Annotated in this window: 20 protein-coding genes; 8 read left to right on the top strand and 12 right to left on the bottom strand. The window is 45.4% G+C overall.

Going from position 1 to position 21726, the window contains the following annotated elements:
• Positions 1 to 129: 129 nt before the first annotated feature.
• The gene (gene ppx, locus H3L97_RS05825) at positions 130 to 1623 is read right to left on the bottom strand and encodes an exopolyphosphatase (RefSeq protein WP_097114989.1); all 1494 of its coding nucleotides are present in this window, start codon (positions 1621 to 1623) and stop codon (positions 130 to 132) included.
• A gap of 24 nt (positions 1624 to 1647) precedes the next feature.
• Here ppx and H3L97_RS12030 point away from each other — a divergent pair, with 24 nt between their 5' ends.
• The 4 genes from H3L97_RS12030 to H3L97_RS05810 all read left to right on the top strand — a co-directional run bounded on the left by H3L97_RS12030 (position 1648) and on the right by H3L97_RS05810 (position 5041).
• Positions 1648 to 1782, top strand: coding sequence for a hypothetical protein (locus tag H3L97_RS12030; protein WP_257011033.1), 135 nt, complete (start codon positions 1648 to 1650; stop codon positions 1780 to 1782).
• A 99-nt stretch (positions 1783 to 1881) separates the two neighbouring features.
• Positions 1882 to 2169, top strand: coding sequence for a co-chaperone GroES (locus H3L97_RS05820; protein ID WP_097114990.1), 288 nt, complete (start codon positions 1882 to 1884; stop codon positions 2167 to 2169).
• Positions 2170 to 2356: 187 nt separating this feature from the next.
• Positions 2357 to 3997 (top strand): chaperonin GroEL, encoded by a 1641-nt coding sequence (gene groL / locus H3L97_RS05815; protein ID WP_034296174.1) that lies wholly within the window; start codon positions 2357 to 2359, stop codon positions 3995 to 3997.
• A gap of 204 nt (positions 3998 to 4201) precedes the next feature.
• Positions 4202 to 5041: an ABC transporter substrate-binding protein gene (locus tag H3L97_RS05810; RefSeq protein ID WP_097114991.1), complete on the top strand. Its 840-nt coding sequence runs from the start codon at positions 4202 to 4204 to the stop codon at positions 5039 to 5041.
• A 70-nt stretch (positions 5042 to 5111) separates the two neighbouring features.
• Here H3L97_RS05810 and H3L97_RS05805 read toward each other — a convergent pair whose 3' ends face one another.
• Together H3L97_RS05805 and H3L97_RS05800 are read right to left on the bottom strand one after the other, a co-directional pair.
• On the bottom strand, positions 5112 to 5636 hold the full coding sequence (locus tag H3L97_RS05805) for a CAP domain-containing protein (protein ID WP_179655891.1): 525 nt from the start codon (positions 5634 to 5636) through the stop codon (positions 5112 to 5114).
• A 156-nt stretch (positions 5637 to 5792) separates the two neighbouring features.
• On the bottom strand, positions 5793 to 6605 hold the full coding sequence (locus H3L97_RS05800) for a 2,3-bisphosphoglycerate-dependent phosphoglycerate mutase (protein WP_097114993.1): 813 nt from the start codon (positions 6603 to 6605) through the stop codon (positions 5793 to 5795).
• Positions 6606 to 6843: 238 nt separating this feature from the next.
• Between H3L97_RS05800 and H3L97_RS05795 the strand changes: the two genes are divergently transcribed.
• Both H3L97_RS05795 and H3L97_RS05790 read left to right on the top strand, forming a co-directional pair.
• A protein-coding gene (locus tag H3L97_RS05795; RefSeq protein ID WP_182073071.1) for an IS630 family transposase occupies positions 6844 to 7691 on the top strand; the annotation gives its coding sequence in 2 pieces (ribosomal slippage) (positions 6844 to 7159 and positions 7159 to 7691; 849 coding nt in all).
• A gap of 129 nt (positions 7692 to 7820) precedes the next feature.
• Positions 7821 to 9449, top strand: coding sequence for an ABC-F family ATPase (locus H3L97_RS05790; protein ID WP_097115016.1), 1629 nt, complete (start codon positions 7821 to 7823; stop codon positions 9447 to 9449).
• A gap of 71 nt (positions 9450 to 9520) precedes the next feature.
• Here H3L97_RS05790 and H3L97_RS05785 read toward each other — a convergent pair whose 3' ends face one another.
• From H3L97_RS05785 to ttcA, 3 genes are read right to left on the bottom strand one after another with little or no spacing between them, the layout of a single operon-like run.
• The gene (locus H3L97_RS05785) at positions 9521 to 10273 is read right to left on the bottom strand and encodes an amino acid ABC transporter ATP-binding protein (protein ID WP_097115015.1); all 753 of its coding nucleotides are present in this window, start codon (positions 10271 to 10273) and stop codon (positions 9521 to 9523) included.
• A gap of 10 nt (positions 10274 to 10283) precedes the next feature.
• The gene (locus H3L97_RS05780) at positions 10284 to 11000 is read right to left on the bottom strand and encodes an amino acid ABC transporter permease (protein WP_097115014.1); all 717 of its coding nucleotides are present in this window, start codon (positions 10998 to 11000) and stop codon (positions 10284 to 10286) included.
• A gap of 39 nt (positions 11001 to 11039) precedes the next feature.
• Positions 11040 to 11984: a tRNA 2-thiocytidine(32) synthetase TtcA gene (gene ttcA, locus H3L97_RS05775; protein WP_097115013.1), complete on the bottom strand. Its 945-nt coding sequence runs from the start codon at positions 11982 to 11984 to the stop codon at positions 11040 to 11042.
• A gap of 165 nt (positions 11985 to 12149) precedes the next feature.
• Between ttcA and H3L97_RS05770 the strand changes: the two genes are divergently transcribed.
• The gene (locus H3L97_RS05770) at positions 12150 to 13361 is read left to right on the top strand and encodes a sugar transporter (protein ID WP_097115011.1); all 1212 of its coding nucleotides are present in this window, start codon (positions 12150 to 12152) and stop codon (positions 13359 to 13361) included.
• Positions 13362 to 13577: 216 nt separating this feature from the next.
• On the opposite strand, the gene H3L97_RS05765 is transcribed toward H3L97_RS05770, so the two are convergent.
• The 6 genes from H3L97_RS05765 to pilM all read right to left on the bottom strand — a co-directional run bounded on the left by H3L97_RS05765 (position 13578) and on the right by pilM (position 19307).
• Positions 13578 to 14120, bottom strand: coding sequence for a shikimate kinase (locus H3L97_RS05765; protein ID WP_097115010.1), 543 nt, complete (start codon positions 14118 to 14120; stop codon positions 13578 to 13580).
• Between the two features lie 31 nt (positions 14121 to 14151).
• The gene (locus H3L97_RS05760) at positions 14152 to 16224 is read right to left on the bottom strand and encodes a type IV pilus secretin PilQ (protein ID WP_097115009.1); all 2073 of its coding nucleotides are present in this window, start codon (positions 16222 to 16224) and stop codon (positions 14152 to 14154) included.
• 27 nt (positions 16225 to 16251) lie between these two features.
• Entirely contained in the window at positions 16252 to 16785 is a 534-nt protein-coding gene (locus H3L97_RS05755) for a pilus assembly protein PilP (protein ID WP_097115008.1), read from the bottom strand.
• Positions 16786 to 16800: 15 nt separating this feature from the next.
• Positions 16801 to 17421 carry a type IV pilus inner membrane component PilO gene (locus tag H3L97_RS05750; RefSeq protein ID WP_097115007.1) on the bottom strand — a complete coding sequence of 207 codons (621 nt, stop codon included), beginning with the start codon at positions 17419 to 17421 and terminating at the stop codon, positions 16801 to 16803.
• 12 nt (positions 17422 to 17433) lie between these two features.
• Complete coding sequence (locus tag H3L97_RS05745) at positions 17434 to 18054, bottom strand: PilN domain-containing protein (protein ID WP_097115020.1); 621 nt, start codon at positions 18052 to 18054, stop codon at positions 17434 to 17436.
• Positions 18055 to 18173: 119 nt separating this feature from the next.
• Entirely contained in the window at positions 18174 to 19307 is a 1134-nt protein-coding gene (gene pilM, locus H3L97_RS05740) for a type IV pilus biogenesis protein PilM (RefSeq protein ID WP_097115006.1), read from the bottom strand.
• Between the two features lie 131 nt (positions 19308 to 19438).
• On the opposite strand from pilM, the gene H3L97_RS05735 reads away from it, so the two are divergent.
• Entirely contained in the window at positions 19439 to 21715 is a 2277-nt protein-coding gene (locus H3L97_RS05735; RefSeq protein ID WP_097115005.1) for a penicillin-binding protein 1A, read from the top strand.
• The last annotated feature ends 11 nt before the right edge of the window (positions 21716 to 21726 follow it).

Below are 21726 nucleotides of genomic sequence, written 5' to 3'. Positions count from 1 at the left end.
AATCTTCGCCTGAAACGGCACAGAATTGGGAAAAAACGCGATTGTAGTATTATCAAGGCATTGTGTCAATTTTGGCGTGTTACAAGCAGGCTTTTGGCGCACCCATCGCGCCCCAAGCCCGCCTGCACATCAATTTGCCAAAACCGTAAAAGTTTTGCCAATAGCCTGCCATTGCTGGGTTTCGCTTTCCAAAGCCGATGAAGTTAAAGGGTTTTCGTCCAGCCAAGTTTGCGCGATTTTCAACACATAGCCCTGCTCATCGCTGTGCGACAACGCCATATTGGCAGGCAAAGCCAAAGGCAAACGCGCACGGCAAAACAGCACCGCCAAACGCAAAGCAAAAATCGCGTGCCACAAACTCATTTTATCGTTTTGAATTTCCGTCATTTTTTTCAAATCGCCACGTTGCGCCAACACCAGCTTGGACAACAAATCCTGTTCAGGACGCGAAAAACCCGACATATCCGCTTGCGCCAAAATGTATGCCGAATGCTTGTGATAAGCGGTGTGGGCAATATCCAAACCCACTTCGTGCAACAACGCCGCCCAACGCACATAATCCGACCAATATTCAAAGGCTTGCACCGTAATGTGTTGCGACAAACCCGTAAAAAACTGTGCCGACAATTTTGCCACACGCGCTGCCTGATTTTTGCTCACATGATAGCGTTCTTGAAACTGAATCACGGTTTCTTCGCGCATGTCGCTGTCCAAATTTCTTTCAATAAAATCAAAAAACAAGCCATCGCGCAAAGCCGCTTCGGTAAACACCATTTCCTTGATGTCCAACTCCTGAAACGCCGCCATCATCACCGCCAAACCGCCTGCAAACACCTCAATGCGTTCGGGTTTCAAGCCCTCCAATTTGGCTTTTTTCACGCTGCCTTCGGCAATGATTTTGTCCGCCAATTTTTGCATGGCAGACAATGTGATACCACGCTCCGCCAAACCGTGTGCCGCAATCACATTCGCAATCGCCTTGGCAGAACCCGATGTGCCAATGGAAATGTCCCAACCTGCACGTTTGTACAATTTGCTGATGCGTTGAATTTCAGCGCGTGCCGTGTTGATGGCAGCCTGAAAATCCTTTTGGCTGATTTTGCCCTGAAAAAAGCGCATAGAATAGGTTACACAACCCAAAGGCAAACTTTCCATGTGTTCAGGCTGCAAATCGCTGCCAATAATGAATTCCGTAGAGCCACCACCAATGTCAATCACCAGCATTTTTTGACCATTATTGGGATAAGTATGCACCACCCCCGTGTAAATCAAACGCGCCTCCTCGCGCCCCGCAATGATTTCAATGGGAAAGCCCAAAGCCGCCTCCGCCTTTGGCAGAAATTCGCCAATGTTTTTCGCAACACGAAAAGTGTTGGTGGCAACCACGCGCACATTTTCAGGCGAAAAGCCGCGCAAACGCTCGCCAAATTGCGCCAAACACGCCAAAGCGCGTTGTTGGCTGGCAGCGTCCAAATTTTTGTGCGCGTCCAAGCCGCCTGCAAATCGCACCATTTGCTTAATGTTTTCAATAACCTGTGGCTGACCGTTGTTATTTTGGCAAATTTGCAAACGGAAACTGTTGGAGCCTAAATCTACTGTGGCTAATGTGGGCATCGCGTTCATATTCGTCAATTTTTGTAAAAAAGAATGATTTTAGCATTCTCACGCGCCGTGTCCACCTTTCAGGCAGCCCAAAAGCACATTTTCCGCAGCGTTGGCAACGTGGCGTTGCGCCGCCACACCCACGCTTTGAGCGCGCGGCACCCCCAGCAAGCAGCCTGAAACAAAATTTACACAACAGCCCTTGAAATATTTTCAGGCAGCCCTATTTAGCGAAACGTAAACCTTTTTTAACCCTTATTCATATTTTGGAGAACGATGATGACAATTCGTCCTTTACACGACCGTGTCGTGATTAAACGCTTGGAAGCCGAAGAAAAAACCAGCTCTGGCATCATTTTAGCCCCCAGCGCAACCGAAAAACCCGATATGGGCGAAGTGATTGCGGTTGGCGAAGGCAAAATCGGTCGCGATGGCAACCGCCGCGCTTTGGACGTGAAAGTGGGCGACAAAGTGATTTTCGGCAAATATTCAGGTCAAACCGTGAAGGTGGACGGCGAAGAATTGCTGGTGATGAAAGAAGAAGACATTTTTGGCGTGATTGCTTGATTTTTCAGGCAGCCTGAAAGTAAAAAATATTCGCGTAGGGTGCAACTTGTTGCACCGAAAAAACAGCGAATTAGCACAAAATGGTGCAACAAGTTGCACCCTACAATTTTGCCCACCGCTAGGTGTTTCAGGCAGCCTGAAAACACACATTTCATTGAAACAAATTGAATTTAAAGGAAAAAATAAAATGGCAGCAAAAGACGTACAATTCGGCACAGACGTTCGTGCCAAAATGGTCAATGGCGTAAACGTATTGGCAAATGCCGTGCGCGTAACTTTGGGCCCGAAAGGTCGCAATGTGGTGCTTGACCGTTCATTCGGCGGCCCCCACATCACCAAAGACGGCGTGTCTGTGGCAAAAGAAATTGAATTGAAAGACAAATTTGAAAACATGGGCGCACAAATGGTTAAAGAAGTTGCGTCCAAAACCAACGATGTGGCAGGCGATGGCACCACCACCGCCACCGTATTGGCACAAGCCATTGTTGCCGAAGGCATGAAATACGTTACCGCAGGCATGAACCCCACCGACTTGAAACGCGGCATTGACAAAGCCGTAGCCGCCTTGGTGGACGAATTGGCAAACATCGCCAAACCTTGCGAAACCTACGAACAAATCGCCCAAGTTGGCTCAATTTCCGCCAATTCTGACGAACAAGTCGGCAAAATCATCGCAGACGCAATGCAAGAAGTCGGCAAAGAAGGCGTGATTACCGTAGAAGACGGCAAATCATTGGAAAATGAGTTGGAAGTGGTTAAAGGCATGCAGTTTGACCGTGGCTACTTGTCGCCTTATTTCGTGAACGATGTGGAAAAACAAATCGCTGGTTTGGACAACCCATTTGTGTTGTTGTTTGACAAAAAAATCAGCAACATCCGCGATTTGTTGCCCGTATTGGAGCAAGTTGCCAAAACTTCACGCCCCTTGTTGATTATCGCAGAAGACGTGGAAGGCGAAGCCTTGGCGACTTTGGTGGTAAACAGCATTCGCGGCATTTTGAAAACCGTTGCCGTGAAAGCCCCTGGTTTTGGCGACCGCCGCAAAGCCATGTTGCAAGACATCGCCATTTTGACTGGCGCAACCGTGATTGCCGAAGAAGTGGGTTTGACTTTGGAAGCCGCCACTTTGGAGCATTTGGGTCAAGCCAAACGCATTGAAATTTCAAAAGAAAACACCACCATCATTGACGGTTTTGGCGACAAAGCCCATGTTGATGCGCGTGTTGCCGAAATCCGCCAACAAATTGAAGTGGCAACCAGCGACTACGACAAAGAAAAATTGCAAGAGCGCGTAGCCAAATTGGCTGGTGGCGTGGCTGTGATTAAAGTGGGCGCGGCAACCGAAGTGGAAATGAAAGAGAAAAAAGACCGCGTTGATGACGCTTTGCACGCAACCCGTGCGGCTGTGGAAGAAGGCGTGGTGGCTGGCGGTGGCGTGGCATTGTTGCGCGCGCGTGCGGCTTTGACCAAAGTGCATGCCGATAATGCCGACCAAGAAGCTGGCGTGAAAATCGTGTTGCGTGCGGTGGAATCGCCATTGCGTCAAATCGTTGCCAATGCGGGCGGCGAAGCGTCTGTTGTGGTGAACAAAGTGTTGGAAGGCGAAGGCAACTTCGGCTACAACGCAGGCAACGACACTTATGGCGACATGATTGCCATGGGCGTGCTTGACCCTGCAAAAGTAACGCGCTCTGCTTTGCAACACGCGGCTTCTATCGCTGGCTTGATGCTGACCACCGAGTGCATGATTGCCGACATTCCCGAAGACAAACCTGCTGCACCTGATATGGGTGGCATGGGCGGTATGGGTGGCATGGGCGGTTTCTAATCCCCACATACCGTTAATTTGAAATTCAGGCTGCCTGAAAACTGGGAAACTGGTTTTTAGGCAGCTTTTGATTTTTATCTGTATCAAAATTCACTAATAAGCAGACTGATTCAATTTAAGAAAAAATATTATTCATTTAAGTTAAATTGTATTAAAATTTCGCAAAAATACCTTATCTTAAAATACCCATCAGGAGTGAATACGATGTTCAAAAACATTTTTCTTATCAGCACGTTGTCTGGTTTTTTAATGGCGTGCAATGGCAATACAACCACCGAACCTCCCAAAGAGAATCCACCTGCATCGTCTCCTGTTGCAGCGACATCTCATGCGGCTTCTGCCACAGCCAGTAATGAATCCAATCCCAATTGGCAAACATTGATGGTGGCAACAGAAGCCAGTTATCCACCCTTTCAACATAAAGACGAATCAGGACAACCCATTGGCTTTGAAGTTGAATTAATGAAAGAAGTGGCAAAAGCAGCTCAATTTAATGTTCATATTGTCCATACCGAACGAAAAATGTGGCGTGAAACATTAAGTGCAGGTAATTTTGATGTGTGGTCGTCCAGCTTTACCATTTCTGATAAAGATGCTGATGTGGCAGATTTCAGCGACCCTTTTTTGCAAGTACAAAATGTGGTTTATGTGTTGGATAATGAGAAAAATGCTGCTATTAAAGATTCCAGTGGCTTAAAAGGCAAAAAAATCAGTATCAGTAAATACAGCAAATCTGCGCCACAAGTGGTGGGGCAATTGACAGGTTCGCCCGATTTGGCTATTCCTGCCGATACTTTCTATTTGGCTTTAAAAAATGTTTATGCAGGTCAAACAGATGGCGTATTTGGGCAAGATTTGGTACTGGGCTATTATGCCCGAGAGCATGGCATGAAAACCAAATCCATCGACATTGGTGAGAAGAAAAAATCACTGGCTTTTGTCGTGAAAAAAGGCAATCAAGCTGTATTGAAAAAACTGAATGAGGGCTTGGCTATCATTAAAGCCAATGGCGTTTACGATGCTTTGGTTAAAAAATATTTTTGATTAATTCATTTTACATTGCCAAAATCAGGCTGCCTGAAAACAGGGAAATGGGTTTTCAGGCAGCCTGTTTTCATTCAAATCGCAAAGGGTGGGCGAAATTTTGTACCCAATAGGTTTGCCAATCTGAATTGGGATTGTAGCCCATGCCCATACCCACATGGGTAAATTGCGGATTCATCAAATTGCGACAATGCCCCTCGCTTTTCAGCCAGCCTTCCATTGCCAATTCTGCGGTCATGGGGTGGGCGTAAATGTTTTCAGCAATGCCAGAATATTGATAGCCTTGCGCCTGAATCCTTTGGGCAAATGTGCTTTGGTCTCTACCTATGTGGCTGTAATAATTGTGTTTTGCCATATCTTGTGCGTGTAGTGTGGCAGCGCGTTCCAATTTCACACTCCAAGCCAAAGGCGGTGCGGCGGCAAAATGCTGATTGCCACATTTTCGCGCTTGCGAACGGGCTTGGTTAATCAAATTCAACATGTGTTGTGGCGTGTCCATTTGCCATGTGGTGCGATGTTGGGTAGACTGGACGGGCTTGGCACAAGCAGCCAACAGCAACACACTCATCATTAAAAAGATTTTTCCATTTCTCATTCTCATGTCCCCATAAACGCAAAATTCTCATTTTACAATATTTCAGGCAGCCCTACCCTTTCAGGCAGCCTTAATGCCCAAACAAAATAATCTGTATTGATTTAACTTGCCAAAACAATCAATCAATACAGATTATGGATAATCACGGTAAAAAAATCATTCAGAATCGGCTTTACCCAAAATGGCTTTGTTCACGATTTGAATTTGATTGCCCTTGATTTTTAAACGATAAACCACAGGCGTGGCATTGGGCAGTTCCAGTGTTGGCAAATCTTTGGGTTGAATATCGTTTTCAATCCAATAAGTTAATGCTTTTAATGCGCTACTGTGGGAAACCACCAAAATATTTTTACCTTGATACAAAGCAGGACGCAAATGGTCATTCCAATAAGGGGCAATGCGCGTTACCGTATCTTGCAAACTTTCGCCTTTGGGCAAAATTCGTGGGTCAATATGGGCATATTGGGCTTCACGAGCGGGCGAACGCACATCACCATCGGACAAAGGCGGTGGCGCAACATCCAAACTTCTGCGCCATGTTTTGACTTTTTTCTCGCCTTCTTTGGCAATCATTTCCGCATGGGTTTTGCCTTCTAAATCGCCATAATGACGTTCATTTAAACGCCAGTATCCCGTTTGTGGGGTATGCACATCGCCCATCACAGCCATGCTTGCCCATGCGGTTTTGATGGCACGTTGCAAGACAGAGGTGTGGACTTCATCAAATTTTAAGCCTGCCTTTTTCATTTGTTCGCCCGCTTTTTGGGCTTGCAAAACACCTTTTGGGGTCAAATCAATGTTACTCCAACCTGAAAAGCGTTTCTCCAAGTTAAATGTGCTTTCCCCATGTCTCAGCAAAACCAATGTGATTTCCTGATTTTCAGAAAGATGATTGGCATAAACAGGGTGGGTTAATCCACCCAATAAAAATACCATGCCCAATACAGCTTGCCAGATTTTGTTCATCATTTTGGGAGTACTCCATTCAAAATATTCATATCATAAAATGAACCATTTAATTTTAACCTACTACAAGGGAATAAAATAACCCAAAATGCTTATGGAGGCAAGCATCATCTTCATTTTTCAAGCATATTCATTCATCAATGCCATTAAGCAATCACATCAACTTGATTTGGGATTGGGGCAATCATTATAGTCAATTCAAAATAAAATAGTACAATACCCTAATTTTTAGGATTAAAAAATGGCACATTCAACAGAACTGCGAAATAAAGCATTAAGCTATTATGAACAATGCAAAAATATCAGTAAAGTCGCCCAAGCTTACCAAATATCCAGAAATACGCTTTACCTATGGATACGCTTGAAAGCGCAAACAGGCAGCTTAAATCATCAAGTAAAGGGGCAAAATGCCAATAAATTGAACAGCCAAAAATTGGCTGAACATATACAACAACACCCTGATGCTTATTTGCATGAAATAGCTGAACATTTTAATTGTTCAAAATCAGCCATTTTTTATGCACTCAAAAGAATAGGTATCACGCGTAAAAAAAGACCACCACATACAAAGAACAAGACCCAAATAAAGTAAAAGATTATTTAAATCAACTGGCTGAATTTTTTGACTATCAGCGTGTTTATTTGGATGAAACGGGATTTGATACTTACTTATTTCGTCCTTATGCGCGTAGCCCAAAGGGGCAGGTCATCAAAGCCCAAATCAGTGGTAAAAAGTACCAACGCTTATCGCTTGTTGCCGCACAAGTCGGCAACAAACTGATTGCCCCTATGATTTATCAAAACACAATGACCAGTGCTTTTTTTGAAACATGGTTTGAGCAATGTTTATTGCCTATTTTAAATAAAAAATCTGTCATTATTTTGGATAATGCACGATTTCATCGTATGGGTATTTTGCGTGAAATGGCGCACAAATGGGGGCATAAAATCTTGCCGCTTGCACCTTATTCACCAGAGCTTAATCCCATAGAACGGACATGGGCAAACATCAAGAGATATATGCGAGCCATTTTACCTAGTGGAAGGCATTTTACTGATACGTTAGTGTCCTATTCTTATTTTAACTGACTATAAAATAAAAATGCAGGATAAATCAGGATTGAATGGTGGCAAAATCGGTTTTGCAGCATAAATTGTGTTAAAATCAAGCCATTTCATTATTTTGATATTTATAAGTATTTTATTGAGATTAAAACCATGATTTCCACCAACAACATCACCATGCAATTTGGCGCAAAGCCTTTATTTGAAAACGTTTCCGTGAAATTTGGCGAAGGCAACCGCTACGGCTTGATTGGCGCAAACGGTTCGGGCAAATCCACGTTTATGAAAATTTTGGGCGGCGATTTGGAGCAAACAAGCGGCGAAGTGGCGATTGAACACGGCGTACGCTTGGGTAAATTGCGCCAAGACCAATTCGCCTACGAAGAAATGCGCGTGTTGGACGTGGTGTTGATGGGACACAGCGAAATGTGGGCAGCCATGACCGAGCGCGATGCCATTTACGCCAACCCCGAAGCCACCGATGAAGATTACATGAAAGCGGCTGATTTGGAAGCCAAATTTGCCGAATACGATGGCTACACCGCCGAAGCCCGTGCAGGCGAATTGTTGCTGGGTGTGGGCATTGAAGAGAATTTGCACAACGCAACCATGGCGGAAGTCGCCCCTGGTTTTAAATTGCGCGTGTTGCTGGCGCAAGCCCTGTTTTCCAAACCCGATGTTTTGCTGCTGGACGAGCCGACCAATAACTTGGACATCAACACCATTCGCTGGCTGGAAAATATGTTAAATCAATATGATAGCACCATGATTATCATCAGCCACGACCGCCATTTCCTGAACGAAGTTTGCACCCACATGGCGGATTTGGACTACAACACCATTACCATCTACCCTGGTAACTACGATGATTACATGCTGGCAAGCGCACAATCACGCGAACGTGCTTTGAAAGACAATGCCAAAGCCAAAGAAAAATTGCAAGAATTACAAGAGTTTGTGGCGCGTTTCTCTGCCAACAAATCCAAAGCGCGTCAAGCCACTTCGCGTTTGAAACAGGCGGACAAAATCAAGGCGGAAATGGTGGAAGTGAAACCTTCTACGCGCCAAAATCCCTATATCCGCTTTGAAACGGACGAGAAAAACAAATTGCACCGTCAAGCGGTGGAAGTGGAAAACTTGTCCAAATCTTTTGATAACACTTTGTTTGAAAAATTGAATTTCATTTTGGAAGCAGGACAGCGTTTGGCGATTATTGGTCCAAACGGTGCAGGTAAATCCACTTTGCTGAAATTGCTGGCTGGGGCGTTTGACGCGCAATATTCTGATGTGCAAGCCGATTCAGGCAGCATTAAATGGGCTGAAAAAGCAACCATCGGCTATTATCCGCAAGACCACGAAAACGATTTTGATGTGGAAATGGATTTGACCCAATGGATGCGCCAATGGGGACAAGAAGGCGATGATGAACAAGTGATTCGCGGTACTTTGGGGCGTTTGCTGTTTGGCGGCAACGATGTGGTCAAGCAAGTGAAGGTGTTGTCAGGTGGCGAAAAAGGGCGCATGCTCTACGGTAAGTTGTTGCTTTTGAAACCGAATGTGCTGATTATGGACGAACCCACCAACCACATGGACATGGAAAGCATTGAATCGCTGAACATGGCTTTGGAAAAATACAAAGGCACGCTGATTTTTGTGTCGCATGACCGCCAGTTTGTGTCGTCTTTGGCTACGCAAATCATTGAGTTAGATGGCAAAGGTGGCTATGAATATTATTTGGGCGATTATGAAAGCTATTTGGACAAAAAGGGTTTGAACAGCTAAAAATTGCTACCCAAAATATATTTCAGGCAGCCTGAATTGCCGTCCGTTCGGCATTTCAGGCTGCCTGAAAATCATTTTGCCATATTGATTCGGCTCAAAAAGCTGCGTGTGCGTTCGTGTTGCGGATTGGCAAACAAATCATCTGGAAAACCCTGTTCCACTATCGTGCCACCGTCCATGACCACCACCACATCGGCAACGTCCAGCGCAAATTTGATTTCGTGCGTTACCACCACCATCGTCCAGCCTTCATTGGCGAGTTCTTTCATGGTTGCCAGCACATCTTGCACCAATTCGGGGTCTAGCGCGGAAGTTGGCTCATCAAACAGCATGAGTGTGGGCTGCAATGCCAATGCCCGCGCAATGCCCACGCGCTGTTGCTGCCCACCCGATAATTGGTGGGGATACAAATCGGCTTTGTCTGCCAAACCCACTTTTTCCAATAAATTCAATGCCAAAGTGCTGGCTTGTTCGGGCGATTTGCCTTGCACCTGCACGGGGGCTTCCATCACATTTTCCAGCGCGGTTTTGTGTGGAAACAGATTGTATTGTTGAAACACCATGCCCGATTTGCGGCGCAATGCCAAAATGTCTTTTTTGCTGGGATTTTGTGCAAAATCAAGGCTTAATTTGGGGTCGTGTTCAAAGCTGATGCTGCCTTGTTCGGGAATTTCCAGCGCGTTCAGGCAGCGCAAAAAGGTGGTTTTGCCCGAACCCGAAGGCCCTAAAATCACGACAACTTGTCCTTTGATGATGTCCAAATCCACGCCGCGCAATATGGTGTTGTTGCCGAATGTTTTGTGTATGTTTCTGATTTTTATCATGATGTTTTCCTTATCGCGCAATGTGGCGGTTGAAATGTTGTTCAATTTTGGCTTGAATTTTGAATAAAATCATGCAGAAACACCAGTAAATGACCGCCGCTTCAATGTAAATCGGCAAAAAATCGTAGGACAAATTGGCATATTGTTGCGCCACGCGGAACATTTCGGTAACGGTTACCACCGATGCCAGCGAGGTGTTTTTGAATAAACCAATAAAATCATTGCTCAACGGTGGCACGGCAACGCGCACGGCTTGTGGCGCAATGATGCGGCGAAAGGTTTGCATATACGTCATGCCGATGGAAAAACCTGCCTCCCATTGCCCTTTGGGTACAGACAAAATGGCGGCGCGTATGGTTTCCGATGCGTAAGCCCCTGTATTCAATGAAAATCCGATAATCGCGGCGGGAATGGGGTCAATGAAAATGCCCAGCGCAGGCAGCCCGTAAAACACAATGGAAATTTGCACCAGCAAGGGCGTACCGCGAATAATGGAAACGTAGATTTGCGTTAAACGCAGCAGAATTTTGTGCCACCAATGTTCCGATGGCGACACGCGCACCAACGCCACACCCACGGCTATGGCAATGCCGAAAATGAACGAGGCAATCGCCAAGGGAAACGACACCAACACCCCTGCTTTGAGCATGGGCATGAATGCGTCCATCATCAACTGGGTGCGGGCATCGGTCATAAAGGGCAATGCCCCAAGCATTTCTTTTATCATGATTTTTTCCTATTTTTGGGTTTGCAGGCTGCCTGAATTTCAACCGCAAGCTGTTTTGGGCTTGCTTGCCAAAATGTTGATGATTTTTTTGGGCGATGGGGTTTCGTTTTCATCGTCATCGCGGTTCAGGCTGCCTGAAAATGAAATCTCTTCGCCATCAAATGCCAAATCGCCACCGTGTTTCAAATTTTGACCGCGCTGCAATCCTGCAAAATCAAACAGTTCCGTATCTGCCAAATGCGATGGCACCACATTTTGCAAAGCGGAAAACATGGATTCAATCCGCCCTGGAAAACGCTTGTCCCAATCGTTGAGCAAATCTTTAATCACTTGGCGTTGCAAATTCGGCTGTGAACCGCACAAATTGCACGGAATAATGGGAAACTGTTTCAGCTCGGCATAGCGTTCCAAATCTTTTTCTTTCACATAAGCCAAAGGGCGAATGACGATGTGTTCGCCATTGTCCGACACCAGCTTAGGCGGCATGGCTTTGAGTTTGCCACCGTAAAACATGTTCAAAAACAGGGTTTGCAAAATGTCATCGCGGTGATGCCCCAAAGCGATTTTGGTGCAACCCAATTCTTTGGCGGTGCGATACAGCACACCGCGCCGCAATCGGCTGCACAGCGAACAGGTGGTTTTGCCCTCTTCAATCACGCGCTTGACCACCGAATAGGTGTCTTCTTGCACGATTTTGTATGGCACGCCTATGCTTTGCAAATATTCAGGCAGCACATGTTCGGGAAAATTGGGCTGTTTTTGGTCAAGATTCACGGCAATCAGTTCAAAATCAATGGGCGCGGACGCTTGTAATTGGCGCAAAATGTCCAAAAGCGCGTAGCTGTCTTTGCCACCCGACAGGCAGACCATGATTTTGTCGCCGTGTTCTATCATGTTGAAATCGTTAATCGCATCGCCAACGGCATGGCGTAAACGTTTGTTTAGTTTGTTGTTTTCCAGTTCTGTTTTGGATTTTTTGGACATGATTGTTTCAATTTATTTTAAAAAACGAATTATATCAAAGCACAAAGGCGTATAATACAAAACTTTTTTTCAGGCAGGCTTTTGGGCAAGCGCATAAAAAATCACAACGCTGCCTGAAAAGCACCAACCCTTGCCTTTCACAAACTTTTATCAATCAAAATCAATATGTTTCAAATCAAAAATGAAGAACAAGCTGGCGTGTGGCGCGTGTTGGCGTTGGCGGTAGCGGCATTTATTTTCAACACCACCGAATTTATTCCAGTTGCATTGCTTTCAGATATTGGCGCGACTTTTGCCATGCCCGTTGCCGACACGGGCTTGATGATGACGGTGTATGCGTGGACGGTTAGCCTGATGTCGCTGCCCTTTATGCTGATGACCGCCAAATGGGAACGCCGCCGTTTGCTGATTGTGTTGTTTGCCGTGTTCATTGTGGGGCATATTTTGACGGTGCTGGCGTGGCGATTTGAAGTGCTGCTGTTGGCGCGGATTGTGGTGGCATTGGCGCATTCGGTGTTTTGGGCGATTACGGCGGCTTTGGTCATGCGTGTTGCGCCCAAAGGCAAGGAGCAGTTGGCATTGAGTTGGCTGTCTATGGGCAGTTCGTTGGCGATGATTTTGGGTTTGCCTTTGGGGCGGATTTTGGGACAAATGCTGGGCTGGCGCAGCACTTTTGTGGTGATTGCGATAATGGCACTCATCATTTTGTTTTTACTTTGGAAATTGTTGCCCAAATTGCCCAGCGAAAATTCAGGCAGCCTGAAAAGTCTGCCGCTTTTGGCGCAACGCCCCATGTTGTTGAGCATTTACGCGATTACCGCGATTGGCGTAACCGCCCATTTCACCACATACAGCTACATTGAGCCATTTATGTTGCAAATTGGCAACATCAATCCCAATATGACCACCGTCATTTTGCTGATGTTTGGCATATCGGGCATGGTGGCAAGTTGGTTGTTTGGGCGATTTCATCAACGGCAGCCGTATGCGTTTATGGTTGCCGCATTGGTGTTGATGATGTTGTCGCTGGTGGTGTTGCTGCCTTTTTCAGGCAGCCCCCCTGCCCTGTTTGCCGTGGTCATCACTTGGGGTTTGGGCATAGGGTGTTTAACGTTGAGCATGCTGGTGCGCGTGTTGCAATACGCCTCCGATGCCACCGATGTTGCCACCGCCATTTATTCGGGCATTTTCAATATTGGCATAGGTGGCGGCGCATTGCTGGGTGGCATGGTGATGAAACATTCGGGCTTGGGCAATATTGCGTGGGTCAGCAGCGCATTGGCTTTATTGGCTTTGATGATTTTTGTTTGCGCCCATCGCAAATATGGCAGCAATTTGCCAAGTGGCAACAGCGATACACCGATTTTACCGCATTAAAGAAAAAAGCATTTCAGGCAGCCTGAAAAAACATGACGCCATAACGTAAAAAGGGGCAGATATGAAATCCGCCTTGACGTTCGTTCAATAATCGGTTTGCAAAATTTTCAGGCTTAAAATGAAACCGTTCAGCTTTAAATTATTTGACTTACTTTTTTAAAAATCAGTCGCCGAAGGCAAAAAAAAGCGTTTCAGGCAGCCTGAAACGCTTTTTTGCTAGTTCATATTCAATTTAACCCATTCACTTTGCAATTTTGCAAACGTTTCATGCAAAGATTCATTGCCCACGTCCACAAGCACATGCGCCACTTCACGATAAATGGGGTCGCGCAAAGCATACAAATCACGCATTTTTTGAAGTGGGTCAGCCACTTGCAACAAAGGGCGATTGCGGTCATTGCCCGTTCGCGCAATCAGCGTTTCAGGCAGCACATGCAAATAAACCACCGTACCACGTTCACGCAACATGGCTCGGTTATCCGCGCGCAAAACCGCACCACCACCCGTTGCCAACACAATATTGTCCAAGCGCGTCAATTCATCAATAACCGCGCTTTCACGTTCCCGAAAACCCACTTCGCCTTCCAGCTCAAAAATGGTGGGAATGCTCACACCCGTTTTTTCACACAAAAACTGGTCGCTGTCATAAAAACGGCTGCCGTGCAAACTGGCAAATTGCTTGCCCAAAGTGGTTTTGCCCGCACCCATCAAACCGACCAAAAAAAGATTGCCTGCTATGAATTTATCCATAGCAGGCATTTTAACGCAAATTAACGCAAAATCAAAGTGATTAGTAGCGCATCACACTGCTTTCCGCACCCATAATGCGTGGGGTAATGAAGAACAGCACTTCATTGCGCTCGTTCTTTCTCTGACGAGACTTGAACAAATTACCCAACACAGGCAAATCACCCAAAACAGGTACCTTGCTAACCACATTACCCAATCGTTCTTGATACACACCACCTACAACCAAAGTGCCACCATCTTCCACAATCGCTTGTGTGGTAACTTGTTTGGTGGAAATCGCAGGTTCACCATCTAAATTGGTAAATGCCGTACTCACATCATCTTTATTGATGGCAATGTCCAACAAAATTTTGCGGTCAGGTGTAACATTTGGCGTTACTTTCAAACTCAATACCGCGTCTTTAAATGCAGTGGTATAAGCACCATTTGCATCACGGGTTTGATAAGGAATTTGGAAACCTTGTTTGATTTCAGCAGCCTTACGGTCTTGCGTTAAAACACGTGGACTGGAAATCGTTTTGGCACGGTTATCCGTTTCCATTGCCGAAATTTCCAAACCCAAAGCACCAGACGAAATAGAACGCACCAAAGAAATGGAACTGGTTGCCGCCGATACAGGCAAATTCACATTAGAACCCAATGTGTGTACGGCACCTGTACCCGAAACCACATTGCGGTTATTAATTGCATTGTCCCAAGTATTGCCCCAGCCTGTACGACCCACGCGGCTGAAACCAAATTTCACGCCCAAATCACGGCTCACGGTATCTTCCGCTTCCACAATACGCGCTTCCACCATCACTTGGTCAGACAATCTATCCAACTCATCAATCAATTTTTCAAATTTGGCAATTACCGTGGCATTGTCGGTTACAATCAAAGTATTGGTTGCAGGGTCAATCAAAACACTACCGCGACTACTCAAAATACTGTTGCGACCATTATTGCCACCCGAACCACCATCGGTAATTTTCAACACTTCTCTGAACTCTTCCACTTTCTTGTATTTTAATTGGAAATTGCGCGTCAATAAGGGCGCCATATTTTCCAATTTTTGTTGGTCTTCCAAAATGGATTGTTCTTGAGCAGAGATGTCCTTGCGTGGTGCAATATTAATCACATTGCCATTGCGTTTCATGCCCAAATCACGCGCGTCCATCACAATTGCCAATGCTTGATCCCAAGGCACATCTTTCAGCACCAAAGTCATTTGCCCTTGAACATTGTCGCTTGCCACAATGTTTGTGCCTGATTCTTTTGCCAAAATTTGCAAAATGGTACGCACATCCACATTTTGGAAATCCAAGGAAACATTTTTACCCGTAAATTTTTGTTGTTTGGCTTGTGCCACACGAGAAGAAGTGCTGTCGCCACGCACAATAATCAACTCATTGTAGCCACTTCTCTTGTTCAAACGGTGTTCCCAAGCACCTTGCATGGTAACGGTAATTTGTGTATCGCCACCCAAACGGCGCGCCACAATATTGCGCACAGGCGTAGAAAAATCGGTTACATCAAGATTTTTTTGGTCTTGTGTTGCAATGGGGTAATCTTTGATGGTAATGATTAAACGGTCATTGCGTACTTGCACTTTGGCATCGGCGCGTGGGTCCAATGAATATTTAATCACACCTGAACCATTTGCACCTTTATTGAAATCAATATTCAAAGGCGCATTGCTGGCGGCGGCATAGCTGCCTGCTGTTTGTGTACCTGATGATGCCACAGCATTGCTGGCTTCATTCACATACACCCACACTTCATTGCCTTTAACTTGGGTGTTGTATTCGCCCTCTTTTGTCAAACCCAACAACACGCGCGTGCGACCATTTGCTTGTGCCGCCACCACTTGATTGAGCAAAGAATCATTAAAAGACAATGTGTTTTGTGATAATTGCATATCGGTATTGGGGAAATCCAATGCAATACGCGCAGGCGAACCTGTGATAAAACCGCTTGGCTCAACCACATCACGGTCAAATTTAACTTTAATCACACGTTGTTGATTGGGCAATACCGATACGTTGATGTCGGTAATGTTGCCCGCAAAGGCTGCCTGAATTGCCATGCCCAAACTTAAAGCAGCAACGGTTTTGGTGAAATTTGGTTTCATAAAAAATAACCTCGTTTAATTTATCAATTATTTGGCTGTTTCATCTGTTGCATCAGCAACCACGCCATTGGCACCCAATTGAATGTGGCGATTGTCCCAACCACCATCGGCATTTTCAACTTTTTCGGTAATGATGATGTGGTCTTGGTAAATGGCACTTACGCGACCATAATTTTCACCCATATAGTTGCCCACTTTTACAGTATAAACATGCCCATCTGCCTGAATCAAAGCCGATAAACCTTTATCGGATTTAACCGAACCCACAAATTTCAATTGCGCCAAAGGATAATTTTCCAATACTTCTTTGGCACGATTCACTTCGGGTGCGCTGCTGCCACCGCTTGGTGTACGCATACGGCGTTCATTAAATTCATGTGGGCTGATTAAACCATGTGAAACATAAGTAACAGGTTGTACAGGTTCGGGTGGTACAGGCTGCTTCACTTTGCTTTTGGCTGCCTGCTTTTGTTGCGTCATCCAATCTTGCAAATTATCATCTTCGCCAACACAAGCGGTTAAAGCCAACACGGATGATAACAATAAAATTTTTACTTTCATAATGGTATCCTCTGTTTAGTTGGCAGGCTGCGCCCCAGATGCAGCATCAGATGCAGGTTTAGGAACATCTACTGCCTTATAAGTGTTTGCCAAGGCAGTCAAGGTCAATTTATTTTTATTTTTGGAGTGCGGTGTAATCGTTACGCCCGATAAAGTCACAATACGCGACATTTTACCCACATCACGCATGAAACTCGACAATTGTTCATAAGACCCCGTTACACTGATTTGATGTGGCAAACGCTCAATATTGCCATCAACTTGGGATTGTTGCGGCAACACAGATGACAAACTCAAACCATTATTGGCAGCAGCATTGTGCAACTCCTGAATCAAACCCGGAATTTCAGCACTGGTCGGCAATTGTTTAATCAAATACTCAATGGATTCTTCAATCATTTTGAGTTCAAGCTGTAAACTTTCCAAGCTGGCTGCCTGAATGGCTTTTTGCTCATACTGTGTTTTTAACTCATCTTCTTTTTCTTCGGCAGCCTTAATGTCTTCCAATTGGGTTTGGAATTGGGCAAAGTAGCCAGCTACCACAATCAGCACCGCCAAAATAATGGCAACCAAAAATTGCACTGCCTTGGGTGCCAAATGCAGTTTTTGAATATCCAATTCATTTTTTTTCTTCATTTTTCATACCTCTTACTGTGGCTGAGCAACACCAGAAGCCGCATTGGCTGGTGCTGGTTTTTGAGCAGGCAGTTTTTGCTCAATCAGCTTCGTATTTAACGTAAATTCTTGCGCTTTGGCTTCTTCGTTTTGCCTGATATTGCCCAAAATGGGATTATTAAAAACCCCCGTACTGGGCAAGGCTTCCATAAACATGGCAACTTTGCTTTCGGTTAAAGCACGACCTGTGATGGTGTAATCGTTGCTCAACGAACCGCCACTGTATGTGCCTTGCAAAGACAACAAATAAACGCCATCGGGAACCAACTGATTCAAACTGTCAATGATGCGTGCGCCTTCAAAACGTTTGTTGTCCAGCTCTTCCACTTTGCTTTTGCGCAATAAGAAATCGTGTTTGCGCTGCTCCAAGGCTTTGATGGCAACCAAGTCTTTATCCAAAGCAGCCAATCCTTCTTCCAAAGTCGCATTGCGTTGATTTTGCGCTTCTAACATTTGGCTTAAAGTCAAATAAATCAAACCAGCCGCCACCACACCAATAATGGCACCCACTGCCATAATCATTTGGAAGTGTTTTTTCAATGCTGCTTCCTTCATCTCGCGATAGGGAAGCAGGTTTACTTTAATTAAATTCATCAAAAATTCCTTTTTCGGTTGAAATGCCACACAATCGTGGCAACAAAATTGGATTTCATTTGTGCAGATACACAACACCATCCCAATTTAGGACAATGTTTGAACCTGCCTGTAAAACATCATGCCATCAATCCCCTTAATGCCAAACCGAATGCGGTGGTTAATGAATGCGAATCTTGCTCAAACTGAGCGACATCACCTTTAACTTTCACATTTGCCAAGCCAATGGGTGCCAGTTGCTGTGTTGGTACACTGGTTTGCAATTGCACTGCCTGAGCCAAACCTGTATTGGGAATGGAACCGCTGCCTGTAATGAAAATTTGCTTAATCACTTGGTCATCGCTGTTGGTGGTAGAGAAAAACTGCATGGCGCGTTGAATTTCTTGTGCCACTTGCACATTAAAATAATCCACAATGGTGGCTTGGTAATCGGAAGGACGCTGACGTTTGCCATAAATCATTTCCAAAGCTTCGCCATCGGTGGTTTGATAGCTGCGTTGAATCAACTGTACCAATTGGTCTAAACCAAATGCGGTTTCGTGGCGATACAAAATGCGACCCGACTCAATAATCAGGGCTTTTAAATTCACATCGCCAATATCAAACAGGGCAATGCGTTCGTAGAAATACTCATTATTGTGCATTTCATTGACATAGGCAAAGGCATTGAACAAGGCAAAAATGTCCACATCAATGTTGATGGCATTCAAGCCTATGTCTTCAACCAAGTCTTTGTATTGTGCCACGCTGTCTTCACGCGCTGCCACCATCAAAACGGTTTTATCGCGCTCGCCCGACAAGGGTGCCAATTCATTCCAATCGTAGTTCATGTCGTCCAAAGCACCCACTCGGCTCACTTCCGACTCCACAAACTCTTGTAAACTCAAATCGCCACCTTCAGCAAACGGCAAATTGTCTTCAATGGTTACCACACCTGCTGGCATTGCCACATTAACGGATTTGCAATTTGTTTTCATCTTGGCATAACATTGTTGCAAATGAGATACAAGCGTGTCAAAATTCGTAATCTCAGTGCCCGAAACCACATTCTGTGGCAATGCCTCAATGGCATATTTTTCCACTTGAATCTGGCTCAGGCTCTTGCCTGAAATTTGAACCATGCGCACATGGCTGGGGCTGATGTCTAGTCCGATAACGTTTTTACCAGACAGATTTTGCGCTGATTTACCTGCTTTTTTGCTTGGTTTATCAACTGCTTTGCTTGTGTTTTTATCGGTTTTTTTAAAACGCATGATTTAAAATCCTTACCTGACGCGTAAAACATTTATAATAAAATGTTCGCAGCTCGTAAATTCAGTAACAGAAAACTCTGAGTTATTTTACTTTATTTTAAAAAACAGTTGGCAACTTTTATTGGCATATCATGATTAAAAATTTCATTTACACCATTTTGGGGCTTTTTTTAGGGCTTTTTCTTTTTGCCGTGGGCTTGGTTACGGTGGCGGTTTTGGTCACTTACCCCAAGCTGCCTGAATTGGACGCGGTCAAATATTACCAGCCCAAAGAGCCTTTGACCATTTATTCTTCTGATGGCGTGATTATTGGCACATACGGTGATGAGCGGCGTGAATTCAGAAACATCAATGAATTTCCGCAAAATTTGAAAAACGCGGTGCTGGCTGCCGAAGACAAACGCTTTTATGAACATTGGGGTGTGGATGTGATTGGCGTGGCGCGTGCCATTATTGGCAATTTAACAGGTGGCGTGCGCTCGGGTGCCAGTACGATTACGCAACAGGTGGCGCGTAACTTTTATTTGACCAACGAACAAACGATTACCCGCAAATTCAATGAAGCCTTGCTTGCCTACAAAATTGAACGCACTTTGACCAAAGACCAAATTTTGGAATTGTATTTCAACCAAATTTATTTGGGACAACGTGCTTATGGTTTTGCGGCAGCGTCCAAAATTTATTTTAACAAAAATGTGCAGGATTTGACGCTGGCTGAAGCCACCATTTTGGCAGGTTTGCCCAAAGCGCCTTCGGCATTTAACCCCATTGTGAATCCAACCCGTGCGCGTGTTCGCCAAGAATACATTTTGAACAATATGTTGGATTTGAACATGATTACGCCTGCTCAACGCCAAGAAGCATGGAATGCCGAATTGATTTACGAACGCCACCGTATGCAAATCAATCAAGATGCGTTGTATGTGGCTGAAATGGCACGTCAATATTTGTATGAAAAATATGGCGAAGACATTTACACCCAAGGTTTCAAGGTTTACACCACCGTGAGCATTGAACATCAAAAGGTGGCAACGGCGGCTTTGCGTAAGGCTTTGCGCAATTTTCCATCAAAAGGCTATCGTGGTGCGGAAGCGCAACTGGATTTGAGCAAAATGGAAGATGTGGAATTGGAATTGGAACAATACCTTTCCAATACCTACACGGTAACGGGCATGATTCCTGCTGTGATTACCGAAATTAAGGGCAACAGCATGGAAGTATTGTTTCAAGGCGGCAAAAAAGCCACTTTGCCCAAACACGCTGGCGTGAACAACAAACATTTGGGCAACAATGCTTTGAAAGTGGGTTCGGTGATTCGCGTGGCTTACGATGGCAACCGTCCTTATGTTACCCAACAGCCTGAAATTCAGGGTGCATTGGTGTCTATGGATACGGAAACGGGGGCAATTCGCGCCATGGTTGGTGGCTACGATTTCCACAGTAAGGCATTTAACCGCGCCACGCAAAGTATTCGCCAACCAGGTTCAACATTTAAACCGTTTGTGTATTCTGCTGCCTTATCCAAAGGTTTGCGCGCCGACACGCTGGTCAATGACGCGCCCTTTACCTATCGCGGTTGGTCACCGAAAAACTCGGACGGCTATTATGCTGGCATGATTCCTTTGCGTACGGCTTTGATGAAATCCAAAAACGTGGTTTCGGTGCGTTTGGCACACGCGATGGGGGTATCGTATGTGCATCGTTATGTGCAACGTTTTGGTTTCCGCCCCGAACAGGTACCGCAAAGTTTGTCTTTGGCATTGGGCAGTGGTTCTGCTACGCCTTTGCAAATGGCGGAAGGCTATGCCACTTTTGCCAATGGCGGCTACAAGGTTACGGGTTATGTGGTGGACAAAATTTATGATACCAAAGGCAATTTACGCGCTGAAATGCAGCCTATGGTGGCACGTCAAAACGCGCAACAAATCATTGAACCACGCAATGCTTATGTGATGACTTCCATGTTGCAAGACGTGATTCGTTCAGGTACGGCAACCCGCGCCAATGCTTTGGGTCGCCGCGATTTGGCGGGCAAAACGGGTACCACCAACGATGCCAAAGACGTGTGGTTTGTGGGCTACAATCCCAAAATTGTTACGGCGGTTTACATGGGCTACGATACGCCACGCAGTATGGGTCGCGTGTTTGGTGGCACATTGGCATTGCCCATTTGGATGGATTACATGCGTTTTGCCTTAAAAGGCATGCCCGATAAAGGTTTCCCTGCCCCCAAAGGCAATGTTCAGCAAAACATCAAACCGCAAATCACGGTGGACAACAGCACCGACAACCCCAATGCGGTACGCCAAGCACCTGCCCGCACCACTCAAAATGAGGAAGAAAATGACGGTCAAGTGAATGACGACAACAGCAACGATAAAGATGACAAAACCGACAGTTTATTCTGATGTCATTTGAT

The organism is Alysiella filiformis (assembly GCF_014054525.1).
Classification (GTDB): domain Bacteria; phylum Pseudomonadota; class Gammaproteobacteria; order Burkholderiales; family Neisseriaceae; genus Simonsiella; species Simonsiella filiformis.
This window is presented reverse-complemented; position numbering and strand designations above follow the sequence as displayed.

Bases quoted from the DNA above. Each gene is read 5' to 3' on its own strand.
- H3L97_RS05760 (WP_097115009.1), bottom strand. From the start codon at position 16,224: ATGAAACCAAATTTCACCAAAACCGTTGCTGCTTTAAGTTTGGGCATG.
- H3L97_RS05805 (WP_179655891.1), bottom strand. From the start codon at position 5,636: ATGAGAAATGGAAAAATCTTTTTAATGATGAGTGTGTTGCTGTTGGCT.
- H3L97_RS12030 (WP_257011033.1), top strand. From the start codon at position 1,648: ATGATTTTAGCATTCTCACGCGCCGTGTCCACCTTTCAGGCAGCCCAA.
- H3L97_RS05810 (WP_097114991.1), top strand. From the start codon at position 4,202: ATGTTCAAAAACATTTTTCTTATCAGCACGTTGTCTGGTTTTTTAATG.
- H3L97_RS05755 (WP_097115008.1), bottom strand. From the start codon at position 16,785: ATGAAAGTAAAAATTTTATTGTTATCATCCGTGTTGGCTTTAACCGCT.
- H3L97_RS05765 (WP_097115010.1), bottom strand. From the start codon at position 14,120: ATGCCTGCTATGGATAAATTCATAGCAGGCAATCTTTTTTTGGTCGGT.
- H3L97_RS05800 (WP_097114993.1), bottom strand. From the start codon at position 6,605: ATGATGAACAAAATCTGGCAAGCTGTATTGGGCATGGTATTTTTATTG.
- H3L97_RS05750 (WP_097115007.1), bottom strand. From the start codon at position 17,421: ATGAAGAAAAAAAATGAATTGGATATTCAAAAACTGCATTTGGCACCC.
- H3L97_RS05820 (WP_097114990.1), top strand. From the start codon at position 1,882: ATGACAATTCGTCCTTTACACGACCGTGTCGTGATTAAACGCTTGGAA.
- H3L97_RS05770 (WP_097115011.1), top strand. From the start codon at position 12,150: ATGTTTCAAATCAAAAATGAAGAACAAGCTGGCGTGTGGCGCGTGTTG.
- groL (WP_034296174.1), top strand. From the start codon at position 2,357: ATGGCAGCAAAAGACGTACAATTCGGCACAGACGTTCGTGCCAAAATG.
- H3L97_RS05735 (WP_097115005.1), top strand. From the start codon at position 19,439: ATGATTAAAAATTTCATTTACACCATTTTGGGGCTTTTTTTAGGGCTT.
- H3L97_RS05790 (WP_097115016.1), top strand. From the start codon at position 7,821: ATGATTTCCACCAACAACATCACCATGCAATTTGGCGCAAAGCCTTTA.
- H3L97_RS05745 (WP_097115020.1), bottom strand. From the start codon at position 18,054: ATGAATTTAATTAAAGTAAACCTGCTTCCCTATCGCGAGATGAAGGAA.
- H3L97_RS05785 (WP_097115015.1), bottom strand. From the start codon at position 10,273: ATGATAAAAATCAGAAACATACACAAAACATTCGGCAACAACACCATA.
- pilM (WP_097115006.1), bottom strand. From the start codon at position 19,307: ATGCGTTTTAAAAAAACCGATAAAAACACAAGCAAAGCAGTTGATAAA.
- ttcA (WP_097115013.1), bottom strand. From the start codon at position 11,984: ATGTCCAAAAAATCCAAAACAGAACTGGAAAACAACAAACTAAACAAA.
- H3L97_RS05780 (WP_097115014.1), bottom strand. From the start codon at position 11,000: ATGATAAAAGAAATGCTTGGGGCATTGCCCTTTATGACCGATGCCCGC.
- ppx (WP_097114989.1), bottom strand. From the start codon at position 1,623: ATGAACGCGATGCCCACATTAGCCACAGTAGATTTAGGCTCCAACAGT.